This is a genomic window from Spirosoma harenae, assembly GCF_054776975.1.
This window is the reverse complement of the sequence record NZ_BAAHBD010000054.1, coordinates 94969-115686: the sequence shown is the minus strand read 5'-3', so window position 1 is coordinate 115686 and position 20718 is coordinate 94969. Positions and strand designations below refer to the sequence as shown.

The following is a 20718-nucleotide window of genomic DNA, read 5'->3' as shown; positions in this document are numbered from 1 at the left end:
AACAAATTAATTGTCAAAAACTTACATGAAACGAGTAACTATAAAAGCACTTCTCGGACTATCCGCGCTGGTGTTAGGAAGTCAGGCTTGTACCGATCTTACGGAAACAACCTACGACGTAATTCCAACATCAAACTTCGGTACGACAGCTGCACAGCAAGCGGCCCTGATTGGGCCACTCTATAATGGTCTAGGTGACTACTGGGGAAACCTGGCCGACCTCAACACCGTAACAGACGAGCAAATCGTACCAACACGCGGTGGTGACTGGAAAGACGGTGATAAATGGGTGCGTCTGTATACCCACGCCTGGAATCCAGTGACGGACAATGGTCAGTTTAATGGCCCATGGACCTGGTGCTACAACAACATTACGTCGATCAACCAGCAGTTAGCAACTGCGAAAGATGCGGCTCTGATTGCTGAATTGAAAACGCTTCGGGCTTTCTTCCATTATGAGGCTATGGACCTGTTCGGCAATGTGATTATTGCTGATAAACTGGTAGCAGGTGCTACGCAGGCACAAAGCACACGAGCGCAGGTATTCGCTTTCGTTGAAAAAGAATTGTTAGATAACTACGCTGCGTTGTCAGATCAGGTGGGCGGAAGCTACTACGGTCGGATGAACAAGTTTGTGGCTGATATGATCCTGGCTAAAATGTATCTGAATGCTCAGGTATATACAGGAACTCCTCAGTGGCAAAAAGCGATCGATCGGCTGGATAACATTATCAAGTCGGGCAAATATTCGCTGTCTTCAGATTTCCTGAGCAACTTCTCGCTGCAGAACCAGACATCTACCGAAACGATTCTTGCCACTCCGTTTAGCCGTACAAAACGTATTGGCTTCCGACCACAGATGCAGACACTACACTATTTGCATCAGTTGACTTACAACCTGGGCCAATCACCCTGGAATGGTTTCTGCGCCGTAACGGAGTTCTATAATTCGTTCGATGATAAGGATGCCCGTAAGAAAATGTGGATGGTCGGTCAGCAGTACGATGCTACAGGGAAACCACTGGTCGACGACGGTGTCCCACTCGTACTGAATCCTGTTGTTGATGCCATCGTTTATCCAGCCGGCGCTGCCGGGCGGGTCATTGGTGCTCGTAGCCAGAAGTACCAGATTCAAGCGAACAACTTCACACAGGATTCGTGGCAGGATAACGATTTCATTATCTACCGTTTAGCAGATGCGTACCTGATGCGTGCCGAAGCTTATCTGCGGCTAGGCAATGCGGCTTCAGCTGTTGCGGATGCAAATGTTGTTCATGCTCGCGCTGGCATGCCAGCCTATACAGCTACGACATTAACGTTGGACGAAATACTAGCCGAGCGTGGTCGTGAGCTGGCGTGGGAATTCCACCGCCGTCAGGATCTGATTCGCTTTGGAAAATTTGGTGTTGCCCGTCGACTCAAGACGGCTGATGCCGACAACCACTGGGCACTGTACCCAATCCCAACGGACCAGATTTCGTTGAATCCGAATCTGAAGCAGAACCCAGGTTATTAATTTGACTGGACTTCATAGAAAACGCAAGCTCACTGGGCTTGCGTTTTTCTGTTTTATGGACTGATTAAAAGCTAATTAATTAACCGAAAATGACTAAATAACGCCCTTCATTCGTTACATTTGTAGTCCCTTATCAATCAGAATCTACCTAAACGTTCCTTGGCTTCTCATTCCGACGAATACATTCTTTCTTCATCTTCTTGTACGAATGCGTAGTAGTTTGATTGTTCTGGCAATAGGCTTGCTAGCCAGTTGTCGATCAGGACAGCAGGCACCCACCGATCCACTCTTTCAGAAATTATCGGCTGACGAAACTCATATCAATTTCACCAACACCGTCACTGATTCTAAAGACTTTAATATTTTTAACTACCGCAATTTCTATCATGGTGGTGGCGTAGCAATTGGTGACGTAAACGGCGACGGTCTATCCGACGTGTTCCTCATCGCGAACATGGGAGACAACCAACTTTATCTGAATCGATCAACAGCTGGTCAGAAAACCTTTCAGTTTGATAATATTACGGCTAAAGCGGGTGTAGCGGGCAAACGAGCCTGGAGTACAGGAGCTACATTTGCCGATGTCAATGGCGACGGACGTTTAGATCTATACGTCTGCAACGCAGGAAATCGTCCTGGTGATGATCGTGCCAATGAATTATTCATCAACAACGGGAATGATGCTAACGGCATACCAACATTCACCGAGCGAGCGGCTGAATATGGCCTGGCTGACCGAGGATATTCCACCCATGCTGCTTTTTTTGATTACGATCGAGATGGCGACCTGGATATGTATCTCCTGAATAACAGTTTTGAGCCGGTTGATCGACTGGCTTATGCCAACATACGCGCCCAACGCGACTCGTTGGGTGGGCATAAACTCTTCCGAAACGATCAGGAAAAAGGAGGCCATTTTGTCGATGTTAGTGAACAGGCCGGTATTTACGGAAGCTTAATTGGTTTCGGATTGGGTATTACCATTGGCGATGTTAATGACGATAACTGGCCAGACGTTTATATTTCCAACGATTTCTACGAGCGCGATTACCTCTACATCAATAATCACGATGGTACATTCCGTGAGTCAATAAAAGAAGCCATGCCCCATATCAGTCTGGCGTCGATGGGAGCTGATGTCGCCGACATTAACAACGATGGGAAGCTCGATATTTTTGTAACAGATATGTTACCTGGCAATGATCGTCGGTTGAAGCTAACATCCACCTATGAGGGCCACGATCTGGAACGAATCAAGGTTGATCGGGATTTCCATTACCAGTTCATGCAGAATATGCTGCATTTGAATCAGGGCAATCAGCCTGCGAACAACGGTCTACCTACATTTAGTGAAGTAGCCCGATTTGCAGGTGTGCATGCAACAGACTGGAGCTGGGGCGCCCTGATTTTCGACATGGATAACGATGGACTAAAAGACGTGTTCGTCGCTAACGGCATTGCCAAAGACGTGACCGATCAGGACTTCGTAAACTTTCTAGGAGACCGGGAATATATGGCTCAGATTGCCCGTAAAGGAAGTTTCAACTTCAAAGAATTTCTCGATAAAGCTCCCTCTGAAGCGGTCCCGAATTACGCGTTTCATAATGATGGCAATCTGCACTTTACCAACAAAGCGTTTGACTGGGGATTAGCTGAACCCGACTTTTCAAACGGAGCAGCATATGGCGATCTGGACAATGATGGCGATCTGGATTTGATCGTCAACAATGTCAACTCGCCAGTTGCGGTTTACCAGAATCGATCAGTCGAAAAGAACAAAACTAATTACCTGAAAGTGAAGCTGGAGGGCGCTGGCTTGAACCGGAATGCAATTGGCGCTAAAGTATATGTTTATCAAAATGGACGAGAGCAGCTATTGCAGCAAATGCCCAACCGGGGTTTTCAATCGTCAATCGATTTAAACCTGGTTTTTGGCTTAGGAGAAAAAGCACAAATTGACTCGGTAAAAGTTATCTGGCCGAATGATCGAATGCAGACCATTGGCCAACCCAAAGTCAACCAATTGTTAACGCTCCGTCAGCAGGATGCAATCCAAATCTGGAAGCCCACTGTGGCTCAATTGCACCCACTTTTTCAGGATAACACGACGGCATCGGGCCTGAATTACGTACACACCGAAAGCAATTTTGTCGATTACAACCGGGATGCGCTGCTGAAACAGCAAACATCAACGCAAGGGCCAGCCTTAGCAAAAGGCGATGTCAACGGCGATGGGTTGGAAGATCTGTTTTTTGGCAGCGCCAGCGGGCAGCCTTCTCACTTATTCCTGCAACAGAAAGGCACAGGAAAATTTGTCGATAAAACGCCGGCCAGTTTGCGTGATGATGTAGCTATTGAAGCAGTTGACGCAGTTTTCTTCGACGCGGATGGTGACAAAGATCTTGATCTGTATGTGGTGACAGGTAGTAATGAATTTGATGCGGAAGCGGATGAATTGCTAGACCGACTTTACCTCAACGATGGCACGGGCAATTTTACACGTTCAGAAGCAGGTTTACCTAATTTAAAAGCAAGTGGATCATGCGTAGCAGCCGCCGATTTTGATCAGGATGGTGATATTGATCTGTTTGTAGGATCACGTATGATTCCAAGTCAGTATGGCCGTAATCCAGCCAGTTATTTATTGACCAATGACGGTCGAGGTAATTTTAAAAATTACACCAAACGATTCTTGCCTGATGCCGAACAACTGGGTATGGTAACCTCCGCAACATGGGCCGATCTGAATGGCGATAAATACCCAGAACTAATTGTCGCCGGAGATTGGGAGCCAATTCGCGTGTTCGAAAATAAGCGAGGTAAATTGGCTCAAAATCCAGAATGGACTATTAAGAATCCTCAGGGTGAAGCGTTAAAAACAGCGGGCTGGTGGAACTGCGTAACGGCGGGTGATGCCGATGGCGATGGTGATCTGGATTTGGTAGTAGGCAATTTGGGATTAAACTCTCGTATTAAAGCTACCCAAACTACCCCTGCTGAAATCTATGTAGGTGATTTTGACCATAATGGCACCATTGAGCAAATAATTAACTGCGCCGACGAAACAGGAGAGTTGTATCCTATGGTGTTGAAAGGAGAATTGCAGAAAGAAATGCCTACCATTAAGAAGAAATTTGTGAAGTACACGGATTACGCGGGTAAAAAAATAACCGACATTCTGGACGAAGATCAGCGGAAGCAAGCCATTGTTAAACAAGCCTTTACTGCCGAAACCATGCTTCTCATAAATGATGGTAAGGGTCATTTGACCGCTCAAACTTTACCTGGCGAAGCTCAATTTTCACCTGTTTGCGGAGCCGTATTTATGGATTATGACCATGATGAACAGACGGACCTTATCTTAACAGGTAATTTCTTGGATGTACTTCCAGAAATTGGCCGCTACGATGCTAGTTATGGCGTTGTCTTACGCAACAAAGGAAAAGCGACCAATGGCGCCATTAACTATGAGTCGATCAATCCTGCATCCTCCGGTTTCTTTGTTCGCGGGCAAGTACGCCGTATGGTTCAGTTAGCGCAGGGGCAGCTCATTCTAGCCAAAAACAACGACCGAGCGCAGGTATTTAAAATAAAGTGATGAACGATGAGTGATAAGTGATGAATGTAAAAACCGGTTATCACTTATCACTTATCACTCATCGTTCATCGTTCATCACTCCATAATGAAACGTATTGCTTTCTTCCTGACCATTGGGCTGTTGACACTGGCAGGCTGTAATTCATTCAAATCCGAAAAAAAACTTTTTCAGGCGCTTGACTCTACGCAAACGGGCGTCAGTTTCATCAATCACCTCGTACCATCGCAGAAGTTAAATATTCTGGATTACCTGTACTTCTATAACGGTGGAGGGGTTTCGGCAGGTGATATTAACAACGACGGCCTGACTGATTTATATTTTGTCTCGAATCAGGGCAAGAACAAGCTTTACCTCAACAAAGGCAATTTTAAGTTCGAAGACATTACGGCCAAAGCGGGCGTTGAAGGGTTTTCGGACTGGCAAACTGGTTCGACCATGGCTGATATTAATGGCGATGGTTTTCTGGACATCTACGTTTGCGCCGTTGGTAATTTCCGGGGGCTGGAAGGAGCTAACGAACTGTATATCAATAATGGCGATGGCACCTTTACCGAAAAAGCAGCTGACTATGGGCTAGATTTCACCGGCTTTTCTACCCAGGCCGCCTTTTTCGATTACGACCACGATGGCGACCTGGATTGCTACTTATTAAATCATGCGGTACATACGTCGCGTAGTTATGATCGCGTAACGGCCCGAAACCTACGCCATAACGAATCCGGTGATTATTTGTATAAGAATATGAGCGTTGAAGCAAAGGGCAAAGAGCAGGGGGCAGAAGGTAACCCAAAACCATCCTCACCCACCCCAAGCCCCAGGCCTTCTGCCCAACGATTCATAAACGTGAGTGAACAGGCTGGTATTTATGGGGCTGCTATGGGCTATGGTTTGGGCATTTCGGTAGCTGATCTCAACAATGACGGTTGGGAAGATATTTACATCTCCAACGATTTCCACGAAGACGATTACTATTACATCAATAATCAGAACGGCACGTTTACGGAGAGCGTACGAAAAGCGTTTCAGCACGTTAGCCGGTTTTCGATGGGGAATGATATTGCCGATATCAATAACGACGGATTTGCGGATGTCGTGACACTTGATATGTATCCAGAAGACGAAACGGTTGAAAAATCATCGTTGGGCGAAGATCCGCTGGATATTTACATGTATAAACTGGGCTACGGATACATGAACCAGTATAGCCGAAACTGCCTTCAGTTGAATCTCTCCGGCAAAAAATTTATGGATATTGGCGCGATGGCGGGTGTAGCGGGTACCGATTGGAGCTGGTCACCTTTGTTGGCTGATTATGATAATGATGGTATAAAGGACCTATTCATTACCAATGGCATAGTTCATCGACCTAATAATCTCGACTACGTAAAATTTGCGGCTGATGATTCCTTACGGTACGTTATGGAAACATCGAAATCGCTGGACGACCGAGCGGTAAAACTTATGCCCGAAGGGAAAGTTCATAATTATTTATATCATGGAACGCCTTCCTTACGGTTCGATGATAAATCCATTGACTGGGGTTTTGAAACGCCGAATTATTCTAACGGAGCTGCTTATGCAGATCTAGACAACGACGGTGATCTGGATTTAATCACAAACAATATTGATGATCCAGCCAGTCTTTACCGGAACGATGCGAACGAATTGTTTCCAGAGAATAGTCATCTGACCGTTAAGCTAAAAGGAGATTCACAAAATTCATTTGGAGTTGGTGGCAAAGTGATTGCCAAATATGGCGATTCTATACAGGTGCAGCAATTGATGCCGACCCGAGGATTTGAGTCGTCGGTAGCGCCTGAATTGTTGTTTGGACTTGGGAAACGTGAACTAATCGATTCGCTCATTGTGATCTGGCCGAATCAGCAAATGGAAGTTCGCACGAAAGTGAAAACGAATCAGTCACTCACACTAAAACAATCAGATGCGAAGTTAGACGGCTCTACATATCGATACAAAATCTCGTCTACGCAGCCACTTTTTGCGGAGGTTACGACGACCGATTCGATTCCCTATCGGCATAAGGAAAATAAAGAATACTATGATTTTGTCAGGGAACCGCTGATGCCTTTCGAAGTATCGACAGAAGGGCCGCATCTGGCGATTGGTGACGTTAATGGCGACGGTCTGGAAGATGTATATGCGGGAGGGGCTAAATGGCAGGCAGGTAGTTTACTGATCCAGCAACCCGATGGTAAATTCAAGCCTACTACTCAGTCCGCTTTCGCACAGGATTCAACCTACGAAGATGTTGATGCAGCTTTCTTCGATGCCGACGGCGATAAGGATTTAGATTTATATGTCGTGTCGGGTGGGAATGAATTTTACGATAAAATGCCGGAGCAATTCGACCGACTTTATCTGAATGATGGGAAAGGCAATTTCACCCGGTCAACCAATGCGTTACCGCCCATGTATGATAACAAAAGCTGCGTTCGCCCCTACGACATCGATCAGGATGGCGATCTTGATTTATTTGTAGGCGGTCGTGTGGTTGGTTTCGGCTATGGAAAATCTCCGATTTCCTATCTATTGATAAATGATGGGAAGGGCCATTTTTCCGATCAGACAGAAAAACGATCCGAAGGATTACGAAAAGCGGGAATGATTACAGACGCTGTCTGGGTCGATTACGATGGTGATAAAGATGCCGATTTAATCCTGGCTGGCGATTGGATGCCGATCCGAATTTTCGCGAATAACAGTGGCAAATTTGAGGAAGTAAAACCGATTACTACTAAAGAAACGCCCTTAAATGGGTTTTATCAACGCATTATCGCTGCAGACTTCGACCGGGACGGTGATATCGACCTAATAGCCGGTAATCTGGGAACGAACACGAAATTCCGTAAAACTCCTGATTCACAGCTACGGATGTGGGTGAAGGATGTGGATAATAACCAAACTACGGAGCAGATAATCGCCTATAATCGAGGTAAAGAATGGTATCCGCTCGCCTTTAAAGACGAGTTGGGTAAACAAATGCCGGGAATCATCAACAAGCGATTTACAGATTACGTCTCCTTTGCAGGGAAGACGCTAAGCGAAGTACTGAAAGACGATGAGTTGAAAGGCGCCGACGAATTTACAGTCGATCAGTTTGCATCTGTTTATCTCGAAAATCAGGGAAGCCAGGAGGGAAATCCGAAGTTTGTTGTACACGAACTGCCCATGCTGGCTCAGGTATCAAAAATCTTTGCGCTACAAGCTATAGATATAGATCAGGATGGTGATCTTGACGTATTGGGCGGTGGTAATTTTTATGGCGTTAGCACCTACCAAGGCCGCTACGATGCGAGTTACGGGCTGGTCTTACGAAATAATGGAAAAGGTTCGTTTACTGCCTTATCACCGGTCGATTCTGGCTTCCTGCTCAATGGGGAGATTCGTGACATTCGTCCTATACGAACGGGGCAGGAATTACTCATTTTGGTGGCGCGAAACGGAGCGGGTTTGCAGATGTTCCGCCCATTGCTTTTAAAATGAGCTTGATTATGGATACGATTTCAACTCACATTTTCCGTTAATTTTGTGCGTGTGATTCTCTCAAATTCTTTGCCTGTTTCTGCCTAACTTGTCTATTATGAAATCGTCTTTTCACTTTAGTTATCTACTAGCCGTACTCTTGGTTGGGTTAGCTGGTTGTCGGAAAGCTGCTTCGCCAGCCGAGTACAATGCCAAAGCGGCTAACGTTGAGTACTATAATGCCGCGCTGAATAAACTGACAGAAGTCATTGTTCATGATATTTTCAACCCGCCTGTTGCCAGCCGTATTTACTCCTATGCGAATCTGGCAGGTTATGAAGCGCTGGTTCCATTTGACGCCAAATATGAATCACTAGGCGGAAAACTGAAGCGCTTTCAAACGGGTCCGAAGCCCGAAGCAGGTAAAGAATATTGCTTTCCCTTAGCTAGTACACACGCGTTTCTGACGGTTGCCCGTGCGCTGACCTTCTCGGTTCCTTTCTATGATGAGTTTGAGAAACCGTTCTATGAACAATACAAGAAGGATGGCGTTCCAGACGAAGTGTATGAGCGATCGATGGCATATGGAGAAGCTGTAGCCAAGCATGTTCTGGATTATGCCGCAAAGGATAATTACAAGCAGACGCGTGGCTTCAAACATACTGTTACAAACGAAGATGGAACCTGGGTACCAACTCCTCCTGCTTACATGGACGCGGCAGAACCACAGTGGAATAAAATTCGCTGCTGGGCTATGGATACCTGTAATCAATTCATGCCCCCTCGTCCTCTACCCTACAACCTGGCCAAAGGGACACCTTACCAAAAAGAACTGGACGAGGTCTATCAGACGGGCAAAAATATGGATAAAGAGAAACAGGATATTGCCTATTTCTGGGATGATAATGCATTCGTGATGAACGTAGCTGGACACGTTATGTTCGCCAGCAAAAAAATGACGCCAGGTGGTCACTGGCTGGCCATTGCCCAAACCGTAGGCCGACAACAGAAACTGAATATGATACAAATGGTGGAAGCCTATGCCCTAACCTCGTTTGCGTTAGCGGATGGATTTATTTCGTGTTGGGACGAGAAATACCGAAGCAAAACCGTTCGTCCCGAAACGGTGATCAATAAATTCATGGATCCCAAATGGACGCCTTTCCTACAGACACCGCCATTTCCTGAATATCCTAGCGGCCACAGCGTTATCTCGACAGCCGCAGCCACTGTATTAACCAGCCTGATGGGAGATAACATTGCCTTTACAGACTCTACCGAGTTTAGATATGGTCATGGTGTACGGTCATTTCAATCATTCCGAAAAGCCGCCGATGAAGCATCCATCAGCCGAATGTATGGCGGTATCCACTACCGTTCCGCTTTAGTAAATGGCCAGACGGAAGGCGAGAAAGTAGGGCAATGGATTATTGAAAAAATTCATTCCCGAAAAGCCTCTGTAGCCAGCCGATAAGTTGGTGATAGTTAAAAGCTAATTAAAAAATCCCCGTTTTTCAGAAGCGGGGATTTTTTTTAGTAACTGGCAGATAACTAAGGCCTTATTCCTACCTATTGCTATGACTCTACGTTTACTTTTCCTCATTCTGATCGGGTTTATCCTGACCGATACCTATTTATTTTCCCAATCAACATCTTCCATCGACACAAGTAGCCGAGCGGCTAAAAATCGGGAAGCTTACCGCAAATTAAGTCGTTCGCCCGAAGATTCGACCCGATCCGTTTTCAATTTTAAGGCAGCTCCCTGGTACGGCCGGGCATCACCGTTTTCCATTTATACCGGTGCAGGAAGCCCAAAAGATCGCATTGCACAGAATATCGAAATCGGTAAATCATTCAACGTAGTCGATTTGGGAATCGCTTTCGGACGAAATTCGCTTCGCCCTGATACAACACTATTTGTGGAAGGTAGAGTGACTATGGATGTAGCTAATTATGGTGTCTTCGCCAACGAAATGACCATTGGCGCCGGTCGGGTGTTTGATAAACAAGGCAGCCTGATGCTCGAACTTACCTACAGCCTTATTGCCCAGATTGCGCCCCGTTTTGGTATTGGCCTAACAACGGGCTATTACGACTTTAGCAACGAAACCAACGATAACTCCAAAGCCTTCTACGGACTTTACCTACGCTGGGGATTAATGCGAATCGATTCGGGCGGATTAATCAACATTGGCCAAAGTCATGGACGACGAGTACGAACGCGCCAGGCAAAACACAGAGGCCGTTAAAATAGGGATATAAAGGCATTATCATACTGAGAAATGGTATTATTTTTAGCCTTTCTTTCACCTATGATATACTTATGACTAAAAATCAAGTTCTTTTCAGCATTCTATTAATCTACTTTGGCGTACAGCCAGTAGCTCAGGCGCAAACCGATAATACTGCCTGGCAGATCGTTGGACAAAACATAAATCCAGCTAATTATTACGGAATTACCGTCGCCAATGGCATGATTGGCCTGGTATCATCGCCAGAACCCATGAAAGTAAAAGATGTGGTTTTGAACGGTGCGTTCGACACGTATGGTCGTGGGCGGGTTTCGAATATCCTGAAGGTTTTCAATTTTGCCAACATGAATCTCGACGTGGACGGTCAGCGCGTCGGACCAAAGGAGATCACTAACTACCGCCAGACGCTCGATATGCAGAAGGCAGCCCTAACCACAACATTCGATTACAAAGACAAAGTCAGTGTTCGGCAAACAATGATGGCATTGCGTCATCTACCCTTCTCAGAGCTGACTATGGTCGAAATAACGGCCAGAAAAGATTGCGAAATTAGTCCGATGAGTGTAATCGAAACGCCTGAAAATCTGAAAGAAGTCAAAAATTTCTACTCTGAGATTGATCGCTCACACGTTACGATTCGACTATTGACCTCCGTAGCAAAAAGCCCAACCGGACGGCATACGGTGGCCGCTTCTACCAGTTTCATTTTCGAGGAGGCACACGGTCAGGAACCCGACGTAATTCACGAAGATTGGGATTACAATATGCACCTCGCCAAATTTAAAAAGCGACTCAAAGCAGGTGAAACCTATAAATTCAGCGTGGTCGGCTCCGTATCGTCAACCGCCCATACGGCCGATCCACATAATGAAGCCGAGCGACTAACCTTATTTGCAGCTCTTGAACGTACGGAGCGGTTATTGACACGCCACAATGCTGAATGGGTTAAACTTTGGCAAAGTGATATCGTGATCGAGGGCGATCCAGAAGCACAAAAAGCGGTTCGATCGGCGCTTTATCATCTGTATTCATTTGTGCGGGAAGGAACGGGGTATAGCCTTTCACCAATGGGCCTTTCAGGATTGGGTTATAACGGTCACGTTTTCTGGGATACCGAACTATGGATGTATCCGCCTATTCTGGCGCTGAAGCCCGAAATCGCCAAGTCAATTCTCGAATACCGATTTGAACGAATTTCGATGGCTAAGCAGAACGCCTTTAGCCATGGTTATGCGGGCACAATGTTTCCCTGGGAATCGGATGCAGATGGTCAGGAAGCAACACCCGTTTGGGCACTGACCGGGCCATTTCAGCATCATATTACGGGCTGCGTTGGCTGGGCGTTCTGGAAATATTATCAGGTTACAAAAGACAAAGAATGGCTTCGCACACGTGGGTATCCAATGTTGAAAGAAGTGGCCGATTTCTGGAGTAGTCGGGTTGAGCGGGAAGGTCCGGGTAAATACCACATCAACAACGTGATTGGGGCCAACGAGTGGCAGGAAAACATTGATGATAATGCCTTCACGAATGGCATGGCTAAAACCTCGCTCCAATTTGCCATTCAGGCGGCTCAGGAATTAGGCATCGCCCCTAATCCAGACTGGAAACTCGTTGCAGACAACATCCCGATTCTGAAATTTCCAGATGGCGTAACGAAAGAAAATCGGACGTATGACGGCGTGATGATTAAGCAGGCTGACGTAAATCTGTTGGCTTATCCGCTCAAGATTGTAAAAGATGAAGCCGGTATTCGAAAAGATCTTTCTTATTATGAACCTCGTTATTCGCCCGAAGGCCCGGCAATGGGGTGGTCAGTCTTATCCACTTTACACGCACGTTTGGGTGAGCCAGATAAAGCCCATGACTGGTTCGTGAAAAGCTACAAACCTAATGAAGTTCCTCCCTTTGGGGTTTTATCAGAAACAGCAGGGGGAACCAATCCTTATTTTGCAACGGGTGCGGGTGGTATGTTGCAGGCTGTAATCAACGGATTCGGCGGGCTGGATATTACAGATAATGGTATTATTCAGCTAAAAACCAAATTGCCGAAGCAGTGGAAATCGCTGACGATTAAAGGGATAGGTCCGCAACGAAAAACTATTCAGGTACAATAAAATAAGATAGCCGGATAAACTTTACAGCTTATCCGGCTATTGATACAATCCAATTCCAGTTTTACCACTGAGCCATTGGCAGATGGGCAGACTGAAGTTCCAGTTGGACTTCTTTTGAACCAATTGCCATTTTATTTAAAGCGATATAAATGGTTTTTACTGCATTTTCGATGCGCTCCCATCCTTCTTCGCTCCGCAAATCAATGCTAATCATGGTGTGATCATTCTGAGCCATAATAGTCAGGTAATTCATAGCCCCAAGAATTACGGCCGAAATAGCTTGCGTATCGGCTCCTTTTACGAATGACAACTGGCTAACCAGTCGAGTCATTTCTGCATCTTGCGCCCGTGTAGTGGTTTCGGCAATAGAATCGTTTTCGATAACGCTCGCTTTGAGAATTTCGCGGGCGGCTTTAAATGTACGAAAGTAACGATAGGTTTGAATTACCTGACGATACCAGATTCGAGCAACGTCAGACTCATGCAACGGCCGAATTTGATCCAATACAGCCGGTGTAAAAACAGGAAATAATTTCCCCATTTTCACATAATATTCCAACAGACCTTCCATTCCACCGAAATACCGATAAATCAATACTTTACTAACGTTAGCTTTTTCGGCGATCCGATTCACACCAACGCCATCCAGACCGTACTCCGCTATGACTTCCTCCAACGCTTCAACAATACGTTGAGTGGTCTTTGCGCGATTCCGTCTGATTTTTTCATCTTTCTCCATAGTGTCAGCAATTCATTGTAATTCACATATATGTCTTCCCTTTGACTACAATCAAATCTGAAAGTCACTTTAGTAAATAATTATTGGCTCAATAATTATTTAACCGACCCAATATGTTAGTTATTTGAGGTAAAGTGCCAAAAAGTGAAAATAAGAAAGCTGAACATAGCGTCGTACTCATGGGATAAATGAGGAACTAGTAGTTTATAGCAGCCTTTACTTATTTAACGTAATATCAACAACTCTTAATATACTGATTTGCAGATACTAATGACTTATTTAGACAAAAATGACAAAAAAAATGATATAAACAAAAGTATAAAGTAATTAACTTTTTTATGACCAATACCAAGTATTTAGTAACAAAAAAGTCAAAAATAGATACCTTCCCATCTAGTTAAGTTAAATGGATTAATCAGCTTGAGAAAACCTGATCAAGGAGCGAAAAATAAACTTAGGTATACTGATAAGCCCACCAGATTAATACAGCCTGTAAGGGTAATCTGGCCCATCGGAGCCAGGCCGGAAATCGCCTGAAGCGATTAGACGTAGCCATATAAATGTTAGCCGGAAATACAGCAATCAGTAACAAAATGAGGCCCCAGGCCGATAATGAGCGCGTAGCCGGAAACAATAATCCAATTCCTAAAACAATTTCGGCTATGCCACTCAGCGACACCATTAACGGATGCGCTGGAACGTAAGGCGGCATAATAGCCAAATACATTTTGGGATTCAGGAAATGATTTGCCCCTGCAATCATGTAGAGGAGTGCCTGAATATATAGAGACAAGTAATTCATCTAGGTTGCGGCTAAAAAACTGCTCACGAAAACCAATAAACGCAGATCTATCTCTATATACTACAAACAAAGGCAACTGGATTATAAATTTCTTAATAGCCGGAAACATTCCGCCCAACTAAACAGCTATCGGATGATATGCCCGACAAAACCGGCCGTATTATCCAGAATTAACCCACCTCGCCGAAAGCCTAGTCCACAGGCATCACCAGCATAGAAAACGCCAGCCTGATAGGTATACCCAGCGGAATCTTGCGGAAACTGAACATATTGCTGATAAATTTTGGGATAATCGCCGTAGTCGCCATCAGCAGCTAGACGTTCACTTCCATCTGCATTTAAAATACGCGTATTAGCCCCCTCCCGCCCAAATAATACTTTTTCGACACACGCTATCCCCGGTAACGGCTTTGTGTCGGTTTCGAGGAGTAAGGGATGATTAGGATATAATTCCCAAAGTATTTTCAGTATGTATTTCGATTGGAAGAGTAGCGTATAAGCTGGATTCAAAACAACCGCGAGTCGCTTTTTGATAATTTCAGTTAATATCGTCACCAACTCAGGTTCTTCCTCGGCGATGGATTCCCAGGGAATAAGTTTGAACCAGAAATCCATCTTTTCAAATTGTCCGTTTTTCGGATTTTGCCAGAAAATACCTTCTTCCGCGGAGAATTCTACATTATCAATAAAATCGAATTCAAGATCAAAACCGGCTTCACGAGCAGCCTCACCCAGCAGCGCTACATTCGCATCATCTTCTGGGAAATCGCGTATGGCCGATAAAAGTAGTGTCGGTTGCAGGTCTGGATTTACGGCCAGAATTTCTTCGAATTGCCCCGTTAACGTTTCAAAAACCGAGTTGAACTGATGACTTTCATCCAGCAAATTGGCTTTGAGGTGTGCATATTGAACAACAGCCGTTTCGGGCAAACAAGTCGCTGTATCGGCATTGAATTCAATAAGCTTAATCGCCTGACCGTCAATCCCTCCCGCAAGATCAAAACGTCCATATAGGTGAATGTGTCGGTCATCGTTCCAGGACAGTTTAATCAATTCAACCAGATTGTCAGGAATACCGATTTCAGCAAATCGATTTTCGTCGATAATATGTTGAGCGGCAGCGACAAACATCTCAAACAGTTCGTTAGCTGCTTCGTAATAGGCATCAGCTTCCGCCGGAGTTATCACAACAACTTCGTTAGTCAGATACGGTAACGTATCTTGACCGAGCATCCAGTTCCAGCCAAGATTCTGGAGTTGCGTTGTAGGCGAAATAGCCAGCGATTGAAGAGAAATCATCGGTTTGTGCGTTTGTTATAGGCAGGATAGTTAGCGATTTTTGTGGAAACAATTCATAATACGCCCTTCCTTGCCGTAAATTTCACCTATTCCCATGACCCGACTACTCGTACTTTCCATTAGTGTATTCCTATCGCTGACAATCGGTTCGGCTGCCGGACAATCGGCGAAAAAACAAGCTCCGGTTCCCGTCATTTTCGACACGGATATGGGTCCCGATTATGATGATGTAGGAGCCATTACGTTGCTTCATGCGTTTGCCGATGAGGGACAAGCCAATATTCTAGCCACCATCGCCAGCACTAATTACCCCAATGTAGCGCCGGTACTTGGTGTATTGAATACCTATTTTAATCGCCCAACAATTCCAATTGGCGTTCCAAAAGGACAGGCTGTGAGCGATAAAGATACGCAGCATTGGTCGGATACGCTCGTAGCTCGTTATCCGCATAAAATTAAGTCGAACGACGAGGTTCCTGATGCCATTGCGCTCTATCGCCAGATCCTAGCTAAGCAACCCGATCATAGTGTGACGGTGATTACAGTCGGTTTCTTGACTAATCTGGCTAATCTCTTGAACAGCAAACCTGATCAATATTCGAAACTTTCGGGCCGGGAATTGGCAACTCAGAAAATAAAACAGGTGGTTAGCATGGCCGGTAAATTCCCCAAGGGCCGGGAGTACAACGTATTTAGGGATACGCCAGCATCCAAAACCTTCTTCGCCAATTGGCCAACGCCAGTGCTGATGAGTGGATTTGAAATTGGCCAGAAGATTCATTCAGGACTGCCGTTGGTAGAAAATACCAGTATCCAGAATAGTCCAGTGAAAGACGTTTTTCGGATTTCGTTACCCAAAGCCGCCGAAGATAAGGCCGGTCGTATGAGCTGGGATCAAACTGCTGTGCTGGTTGGCGTTCGGGGTTACGAACCCTATTATACTGTCAACTCCGGCCGATTAACGTTGAATGAAGATGGTTCAAATGGTTGGGATAGCGCAGGAAAAGGTCACCAGCATTTAGTCGAAAAAGTATCCTCGGCAGAAGTGGAGGCCGTTATCAATCAATTGATGCAGCATCAACCGAAGAAACACTGAATGATAGCCTAGCCGGTTTTGTTACTAATTTATGACAGATGGATTAAAAGACGCACTCCGCAAAGCGGCTATGTTTTGCGCTTATCAGGAGCGTACACAACAGGAAGTACGCGACCGTTTGAAAGAATGGGGCGTATTCGGTGATGATGCTGAAGAAGTAATTGCCGAACTCATTCAACAGAATTACCTAAACGAAGAGCGTTTTGCCAAATCATTCGCCGGAGGGAAATTTCGGGTGAAAGGTTGGGGAAAACGGAAGATAAAGCAACACTTGCAACAACGCGGAATTACGGGCTACAATCTCGATCAGGCGATGAAAGAAATTGCAACCGACGATTATCAGGAAACTCTCAAAACCCTGCTAGACAAAAAACGCCAAAGCCTTCGCGATGATAATCCACTGATAATTAAACAAAAACTGGTTCGATACGCCATGAGTAAAGGCTACGAATCTGATCTGATTTTTTCCGTACTGGGAAACGAAGAATAATCTCATTCTTATAATCATTTTTAGATTTATCTCCCCAAAATACGTATGCCTCATCTGTTTCTGGAAGTCGAACAAATGTCCAATCTCAATAGTGGCCTCGGCCAGCTATGCCTGCATTTAGGTCATGAGTTAGTGCGTCAGAAACCGGCGGATTGGGAAATGACTTTTTTAGTTTCAAAGGAGCAAGTGGGCATTTTTGGGCCTTCCGTTAATTATAAAATCGCTAGTAAATGGCAGCGTTTATGGCGAAACTGGTCGTACGATGTTTGGCACTGTCCGTATCAAAACTCCCATTTTTACCCAACTCGTACAGCCAGATTTATTTATACGATTCTGGATCTCAATTATTTATCTCTTCCTCAATACTCTGCCGAGCGAAAAGCGAAAAAGAAAGCCCAATTCCAGTCCCGCATAAATCAGGCATCGACCGTAACTACCATTTCAAAGTACGTAGCCGATGATGTAAAGCAGCAATTGACAGTCCCAACCACGACACCCGTTCAGGTGATTTATTGTGGCGTTGAGCGACCAGAAATTGTGTCAATGACCCCTCCCATTGTCAAGCCGACAGGGCCGTTTTTATTTTTTATCGGGATGTTACAGGCATACAAAAATGTGCATACCATGCTACCCTTGCTAGCCACCAACCCTGACCATTGGCTAGTGCTGGCAGGCCCCGATAAACCGGAATATAGTCAGCAGATTTGGGAACAAGCTCGTCAGTTGGGCGTAGCCGACCGATTGTTGATGCCGGGTGCAATCGACGAATCGACAAAATGGTGGTTCTATACGAATTGCGAAGCTTTTCTGTTCCCTTCGCTTCTAGAAGGTTTTGGTATCCCAGTCATTGAAGCCATGTCGTTTGGCAAGCCCGTTTTCAGTTCCCCCTTAACCAGCCTACCCGAAGTTGGCGGAGATGAAGCCTTCTATTTCCCCTCGTTTGATTCGGAAACTGTAATCGAAACGTTCCGACAAGGAATGGAAACCTTCAAAAATGACCCCACGATGCCCGACCGATTACGTGCACAAAGTCAAAAGTTCAGTTGGGCAAATGCCGCAGCCGACTACTGGAAACTCTACCAGGAAGTTATACGAATGGCTCCCAAAGCCGCTAAATAAATAGTCCAGCTAGTTTATTGTCGCGTAGCCGTAAGTGCGTAACAAAATGAATTAATGGGCGAGTAGCTGGTTTTATAGCCCAACGACTGAATATGTTGGTCAAACGCCTTGATATTATTTCGATCATCATCCAAGTCATGGACCTCGACAATCATTTTGTCGATGCGCTTAATTAATTCAGGATCAGTATTGTATATAATATCATACTCACTTCCTTCACAATCCAGCTTTAGCAGATCAATAGTTTCCAGATCATTTTTCTGGATAATGTCAGTGAACGTAATACATGGCACAGTTATTTTCTGCTGATTATTTTCATGAAATGTTGGAATAGCCGACGCTACTACTTGGCTCTGATCATCCGATTCAATAAAAAGCTCCAGACTATCAATCTGTTGCCCGGTTACAGCTTTAGGAAAAATATGCACACTTGGCTTGAGTTGCGGATTCTGCTCTAGCGTTTGCTCGAACGTTTTCACGTTGGGTACGACAGGTTCATAAGCGTAAATAGTAGCTTCTTTGATTTTCGACAGTAGCTGAATCACAAAAAAACCGGCATTCGCGCCAATATCGATTACGACCGGTTTGGCGGGTAACGTACCGACCAACTCATCAATGTCGTACACATCCACCATAAAAATCTCTTTGAAGAGCAGGTATAAGTTCTTCGATACCTGAAAGCGAATCGGAAACGGTTTCGTCGTAAAAACGAGGTCACGTTTATGGCGATCACTTTTATGTAGGATGTATTCGCCGGGATTGGCTATATGGTGGGCTAATCTGAAATAGCGATTAATTCCTGTTACTGGCATGGTGTTCTTGATAAGATAAATCGCAAGGTAAGAAGGTTCACTTGATTTTGAACTCAGCGAACCTGTAGCTCTATAATAACGAAGTCCCGACGAATTATCACCGGGACTTCATAGAAAACACTATATGTCGGCTATTTAGCTTAGAAATCAGCATCCATAGTAAATCCTTTCGGCTCCTCAACCACTTTTACGACTTCAGCCTCTGCATCTTGTGGATTTTGAGAGGCTGCTTTCGCGGCTTTGAATTTCGCCATCACTTCACCTCGCTGATATTCCCCTACCCGCTTCTCGAAGAAATTGGTTTTACCCTGTAGCGAAATCATATCCATAAAATCAAACGGATTAGCCACGTTGTAGATTTTGCGCAGACCAAGCGTTACCAACAGGTGATCAGCCACGAATGCAATGTATTGCTTCATCAGATCAGCATTCATACCAATCAACGATACTGGAAGCGCATCAGCGACAAATTCCTGCTCAATTTCAACCGCATTTTTGATAATATCGTACACCTGCGCTTCAGGTAATTTATTGACAATGTGATCGGTATAAAGCATACAGGCGAAATCACGGTGCAGCCCTTCATCGCGCGAGATCAGCTCATTCGAGAATGTCAGGCCGGGCATCATACCACGCTTTTTAAGCCAGTAAATAGAACAGAACGAGCCTGAAAAGAAAATACCTTCTACGACAGCAAAGGCAATCAATCGCTCGGCAAACGTACCGTTGTCAATCCAGCGCAAAGCCCACTCGGCTTTTTTCTTGACGCAGGGAATCGTGTCGATCGCATTCAGCAAGCGATCTTTTTCGGCGGCATCTTTAATGTACGTATCGATCAGCAGCGAATAGGTTTCTGAATGGATATTCTCCATCATCACCTGAAAACCGTAAAAGCATTTCGCTTCGGCATACTGCACTTCCGACAGGAAATTGACTGCCAGATTTTCGTTCACAATTCCATCCGATGCAGCAAAGAACGCCAGTACGTGGGAAATGAAGTGCCGTTCGCCATCATTCAGGCTATTCCAGTCCTTCATATCCTGCCCTAAGTCAATTTCTTCGGCTGTCCAGAACGACGCTTCATGCGTTTTGTAGTATTCCCAAATATCCCAGTGCTTGATGGGGAATAGCACAAATCGGCCTTTGTCTTCTTCTAAAATCGGTTCAATTACGTCGTTCTGAGTCATGATAACGGATGTGCGGTTTATCGGCAACGCTCAGCCATACGCCTAGACTGAGCGAATCTATTAACGGAAAATTCTCTCTAACAAAATTAAGGTTTCCGCCCGCTTCTACAAGCCGATAAACCTGAATCAATACTATTACACAAATGATGCAATCTAATAACAACAACACTATCAGACATTTATATTTATTCTGAATAATGAAGTTCT

14 protein-coding genes are annotated in these 20718 nt (G+C 45.1%); 9 read left to right on the top strand and 5 right to left on the bottom strand.

Annotated features, from left to right (window positions below):
- Positions 1–25 precede the first annotated feature (25 nt).
- From ACYVE4_RS32715 to ACYVE4_RS32690, 6 genes are all read left to right on the top strand, one after another.
- Positions 26–1516, top strand: a complete 1491-nt coding sequence (locus ACYVE4_RS32715) for a RagB/SusD family nutrient uptake outer membrane protein (protein WP_461044637.1) — start codon at positions 26–28, stop codon at positions 1514–1516.
- A 208-nt stretch (positions 1517–1724) separates the two neighbouring features.
- Positions 1725–5114: a VCBS repeat-containing protein gene (locus ACYVE4_RS32710; RefSeq protein ID WP_461044636.1), complete on the top strand. Its 3390-nt coding sequence runs from the start codon at positions 1725–1727 to the stop codon at positions 5112–5114.
- An 85-nt stretch (positions 5115–5199) separates the two neighbouring features.
- A complete protein-coding gene (locus tag ACYVE4_RS32705; RefSeq protein WP_461044635.1) occupies positions 5200–8619 on the top strand; it encodes a VCBS repeat-containing protein in 3420 nt (1139 codons plus the stop codon).
- A 97-nt stretch (positions 8620–8716) separates the two neighbouring features.
- The gene (locus tag ACYVE4_RS32700; RefSeq protein ID WP_461044634.1) at positions 8717–10072 is read left to right on the top strand and encodes a vanadium-dependent haloperoxidase; all 1356 of its coding nucleotides are present in this window, start codon (positions 8717–8719) and stop codon (positions 10070–10072) included.
- 103 nt (positions 10073–10175) lie between these two features.
- Positions 10176–10847 carry a hypothetical protein gene (locus ACYVE4_RS32695; protein WP_461044633.1) on the top strand — a complete coding sequence of 224 codons (672 nt, stop codon included), beginning with the start codon at positions 10176–10178 and terminating at the stop codon, positions 10845–10847.
- Positions 10848–10921: 74 nt separating this feature from the next.
- Complete coding sequence (locus ACYVE4_RS32690; RefSeq protein ID WP_461044632.1) at positions 10922–12967, top strand: glycosyl hydrolase family 95 catalytic domain-containing protein; 2046 nt, start codon at positions 10922–10924, stop codon at positions 12965–12967.
- 61 nt (positions 12968–13028) lie between these two features.
- Here the strand turns inward: ACYVE4_RS32690 and ACYVE4_RS32685 are convergent, their stop codons facing one another.
- The 3 genes from ACYVE4_RS32685 to ACYVE4_RS32675 all read right to left on the bottom strand — a co-directional run bounded on the left by ACYVE4_RS32685 (position 13029) and on the right by ACYVE4_RS32675 (position 15807).
- Entirely contained in the window at positions 13029–13706 is a 678-nt protein-coding gene (locus tag ACYVE4_RS32685; protein WP_461044631.1) for a TetR/AcrR family transcriptional regulator, read from the bottom strand.
- 454 nt (positions 13707–14160) lie between these two features.
- Positions 14161–14508: a DoxX family protein gene (locus ACYVE4_RS32680; RefSeq protein WP_461044630.1), complete on the bottom strand. Its 348-nt coding sequence runs from the start codon at positions 14506–14508 to the stop codon at positions 14161–14163.
- 126 nt (positions 14509–14634) lie between these two features.
- On the bottom strand, positions 14635–15807 hold the full coding sequence (locus ACYVE4_RS32675; protein WP_461044629.1) for a glutathionylspermidine synthase family protein: 1173 nt from the start codon (positions 15805–15807) through the stop codon (positions 14635–14637).
- Positions 15808–15901: 94 nt separating this feature from the next.
- Here ACYVE4_RS32675 and ACYVE4_RS32670 point away from each other — a divergent pair, with 94 nt between their 5' ends.
- Genes ACYVE4_RS32670 through ACYVE4_RS32660 form a run of 3 tightly spaced genes read left to right on the top strand, consistent with a single transcriptional unit; the run spans position 15902 to position 18512 of the window.
- A complete protein-coding gene (locus ACYVE4_RS32670; protein ID WP_461044628.1) occupies positions 15902–16903 on the top strand; it encodes a nucleoside hydrolase in 1002 nt (333 codons plus the stop codon).
- 31 nt (positions 16904–16934) lie between these two features.
- Entirely contained in the window at positions 16935–17393 is a 459-nt protein-coding gene (locus ACYVE4_RS32665; RefSeq protein WP_461044627.1) for a regulatory protein RecX, read from the top strand.
- A gap of 45 nt (positions 17394–17438) precedes the next feature.
- Positions 17439–18512, top strand: coding sequence for a glycosyltransferase family 4 protein (locus ACYVE4_RS32660; RefSeq protein ID WP_461044626.1), 1074 nt, complete (start codon positions 17439–17441; stop codon positions 18510–18512).
- A 14-nt stretch (positions 18513–18526) separates the two neighbouring features.
- On the opposite strand, the gene ACYVE4_RS32655 is transcribed toward ACYVE4_RS32660, so the two are convergent.
- Together ACYVE4_RS32655 and ACYVE4_RS32650 are read right to left on the bottom strand one after the other, a co-directional pair.
- Positions 18527–19324 (bottom strand): FkbM family methyltransferase, encoded by a 798-nt coding sequence (locus tag ACYVE4_RS32655; RefSeq protein ID WP_461044625.1) that lies wholly within the window; start codon positions 19322–19324, stop codon positions 18527–18529.
- A 140-nt stretch (positions 19325–19464) separates the two neighbouring features.
- Complete coding sequence (locus tag ACYVE4_RS32650) at positions 19465–20511, bottom strand: ribonucleotide-diphosphate reductase subunit beta (protein WP_461044624.1); 1047 nt, start codon at positions 20509–20511, stop codon at positions 19465–19467.
- Positions 20512–20718 lie beyond the last annotated feature (207 nt).

Bases quoted from the DNA above. Each gene is read 5' to 3' on its own strand.
- ACYVE4_RS32695 (WP_461044633.1), top strand. From the start codon at position 10,176: ATGACTCTACGTTTACTTTTCCTCATTCTGATCGGGTTTATCCTGACC.
- ACYVE4_RS32680 (WP_461044630.1), bottom strand. From the start codon at position 14,508: ATGAATTACTTGTCTCTATATATTCAGGCACTCCTCTACATGATTGCA.
- ACYVE4_RS32710 (WP_461044636.1), top strand. From the start codon at position 1,725: ATGCGTAGTAGTTTGATTGTTCTGGCAATAGGCTTGCTAGCCAGTTGT.
- ACYVE4_RS32705 (WP_461044635.1), top strand. From the start codon at position 5,200: ATGAAACGTATTGCTTTCTTCCTGACCATTGGGCTGTTGACACTGGCA.
- ACYVE4_RS32655 (WP_461044625.1), bottom strand. From the start codon at position 19,324: ATGCCAGTAACAGGAATTAATCGCTATTTCAGATTAGCCCACCATATA.
- ACYVE4_RS32670 (WP_461044628.1), top strand. From the start codon at position 15,902: ATGACCCGACTACTCGTACTTTCCATTAGTGTATTCCTATCGCTGACA.
- ACYVE4_RS32665 (WP_461044627.1), top strand. From the start codon at position 16,935: ATGACAGATGGATTAAAAGACGCACTCCGCAAAGCGGCTATGTTTTGC.
- ACYVE4_RS32660 (WP_461044626.1), top strand. From the start codon at position 17,439: ATGCCTCATCTGTTTCTGGAAGTCGAACAAATGTCCAATCTCAATAGT.
- ACYVE4_RS32715 (WP_461044637.1), top strand. From the start codon at position 26: ATGAAACGAGTAACTATAAAAGCACTTCTCGGACTATCCGCGCTGGTG.
- ACYVE4_RS32650 (WP_461044624.1), bottom strand. From the start codon at position 20,511: ATGACTCAGAACGACGTAATTGAACCGATTTTAGAAGAAGACAAAGGC.
- ACYVE4_RS32675 (WP_461044629.1), bottom strand. From the start codon at position 15,807: ATGATTTCTCTTCAATCGCTGGCTATTTCGCCTACAACGCAACTCCAG.
- ACYVE4_RS32700 (WP_461044634.1), top strand. From the start codon at position 8,717: ATGAAATCGTCTTTTCACTTTAGTTATCTACTAGCCGTACTCTTGGTT.
- ACYVE4_RS32690 (WP_461044632.1), top strand. From the start codon at position 10,922: ATGACTAAAAATCAAGTTCTTTTCAGCATTCTATTAATCTACTTTGGC.
- ACYVE4_RS32685 (WP_461044631.1), bottom strand. From the start codon at position 13,706: ATGGAGAAAGATGAAAAAATCAGACGGAATCGCGCAAAGACCACTCAA.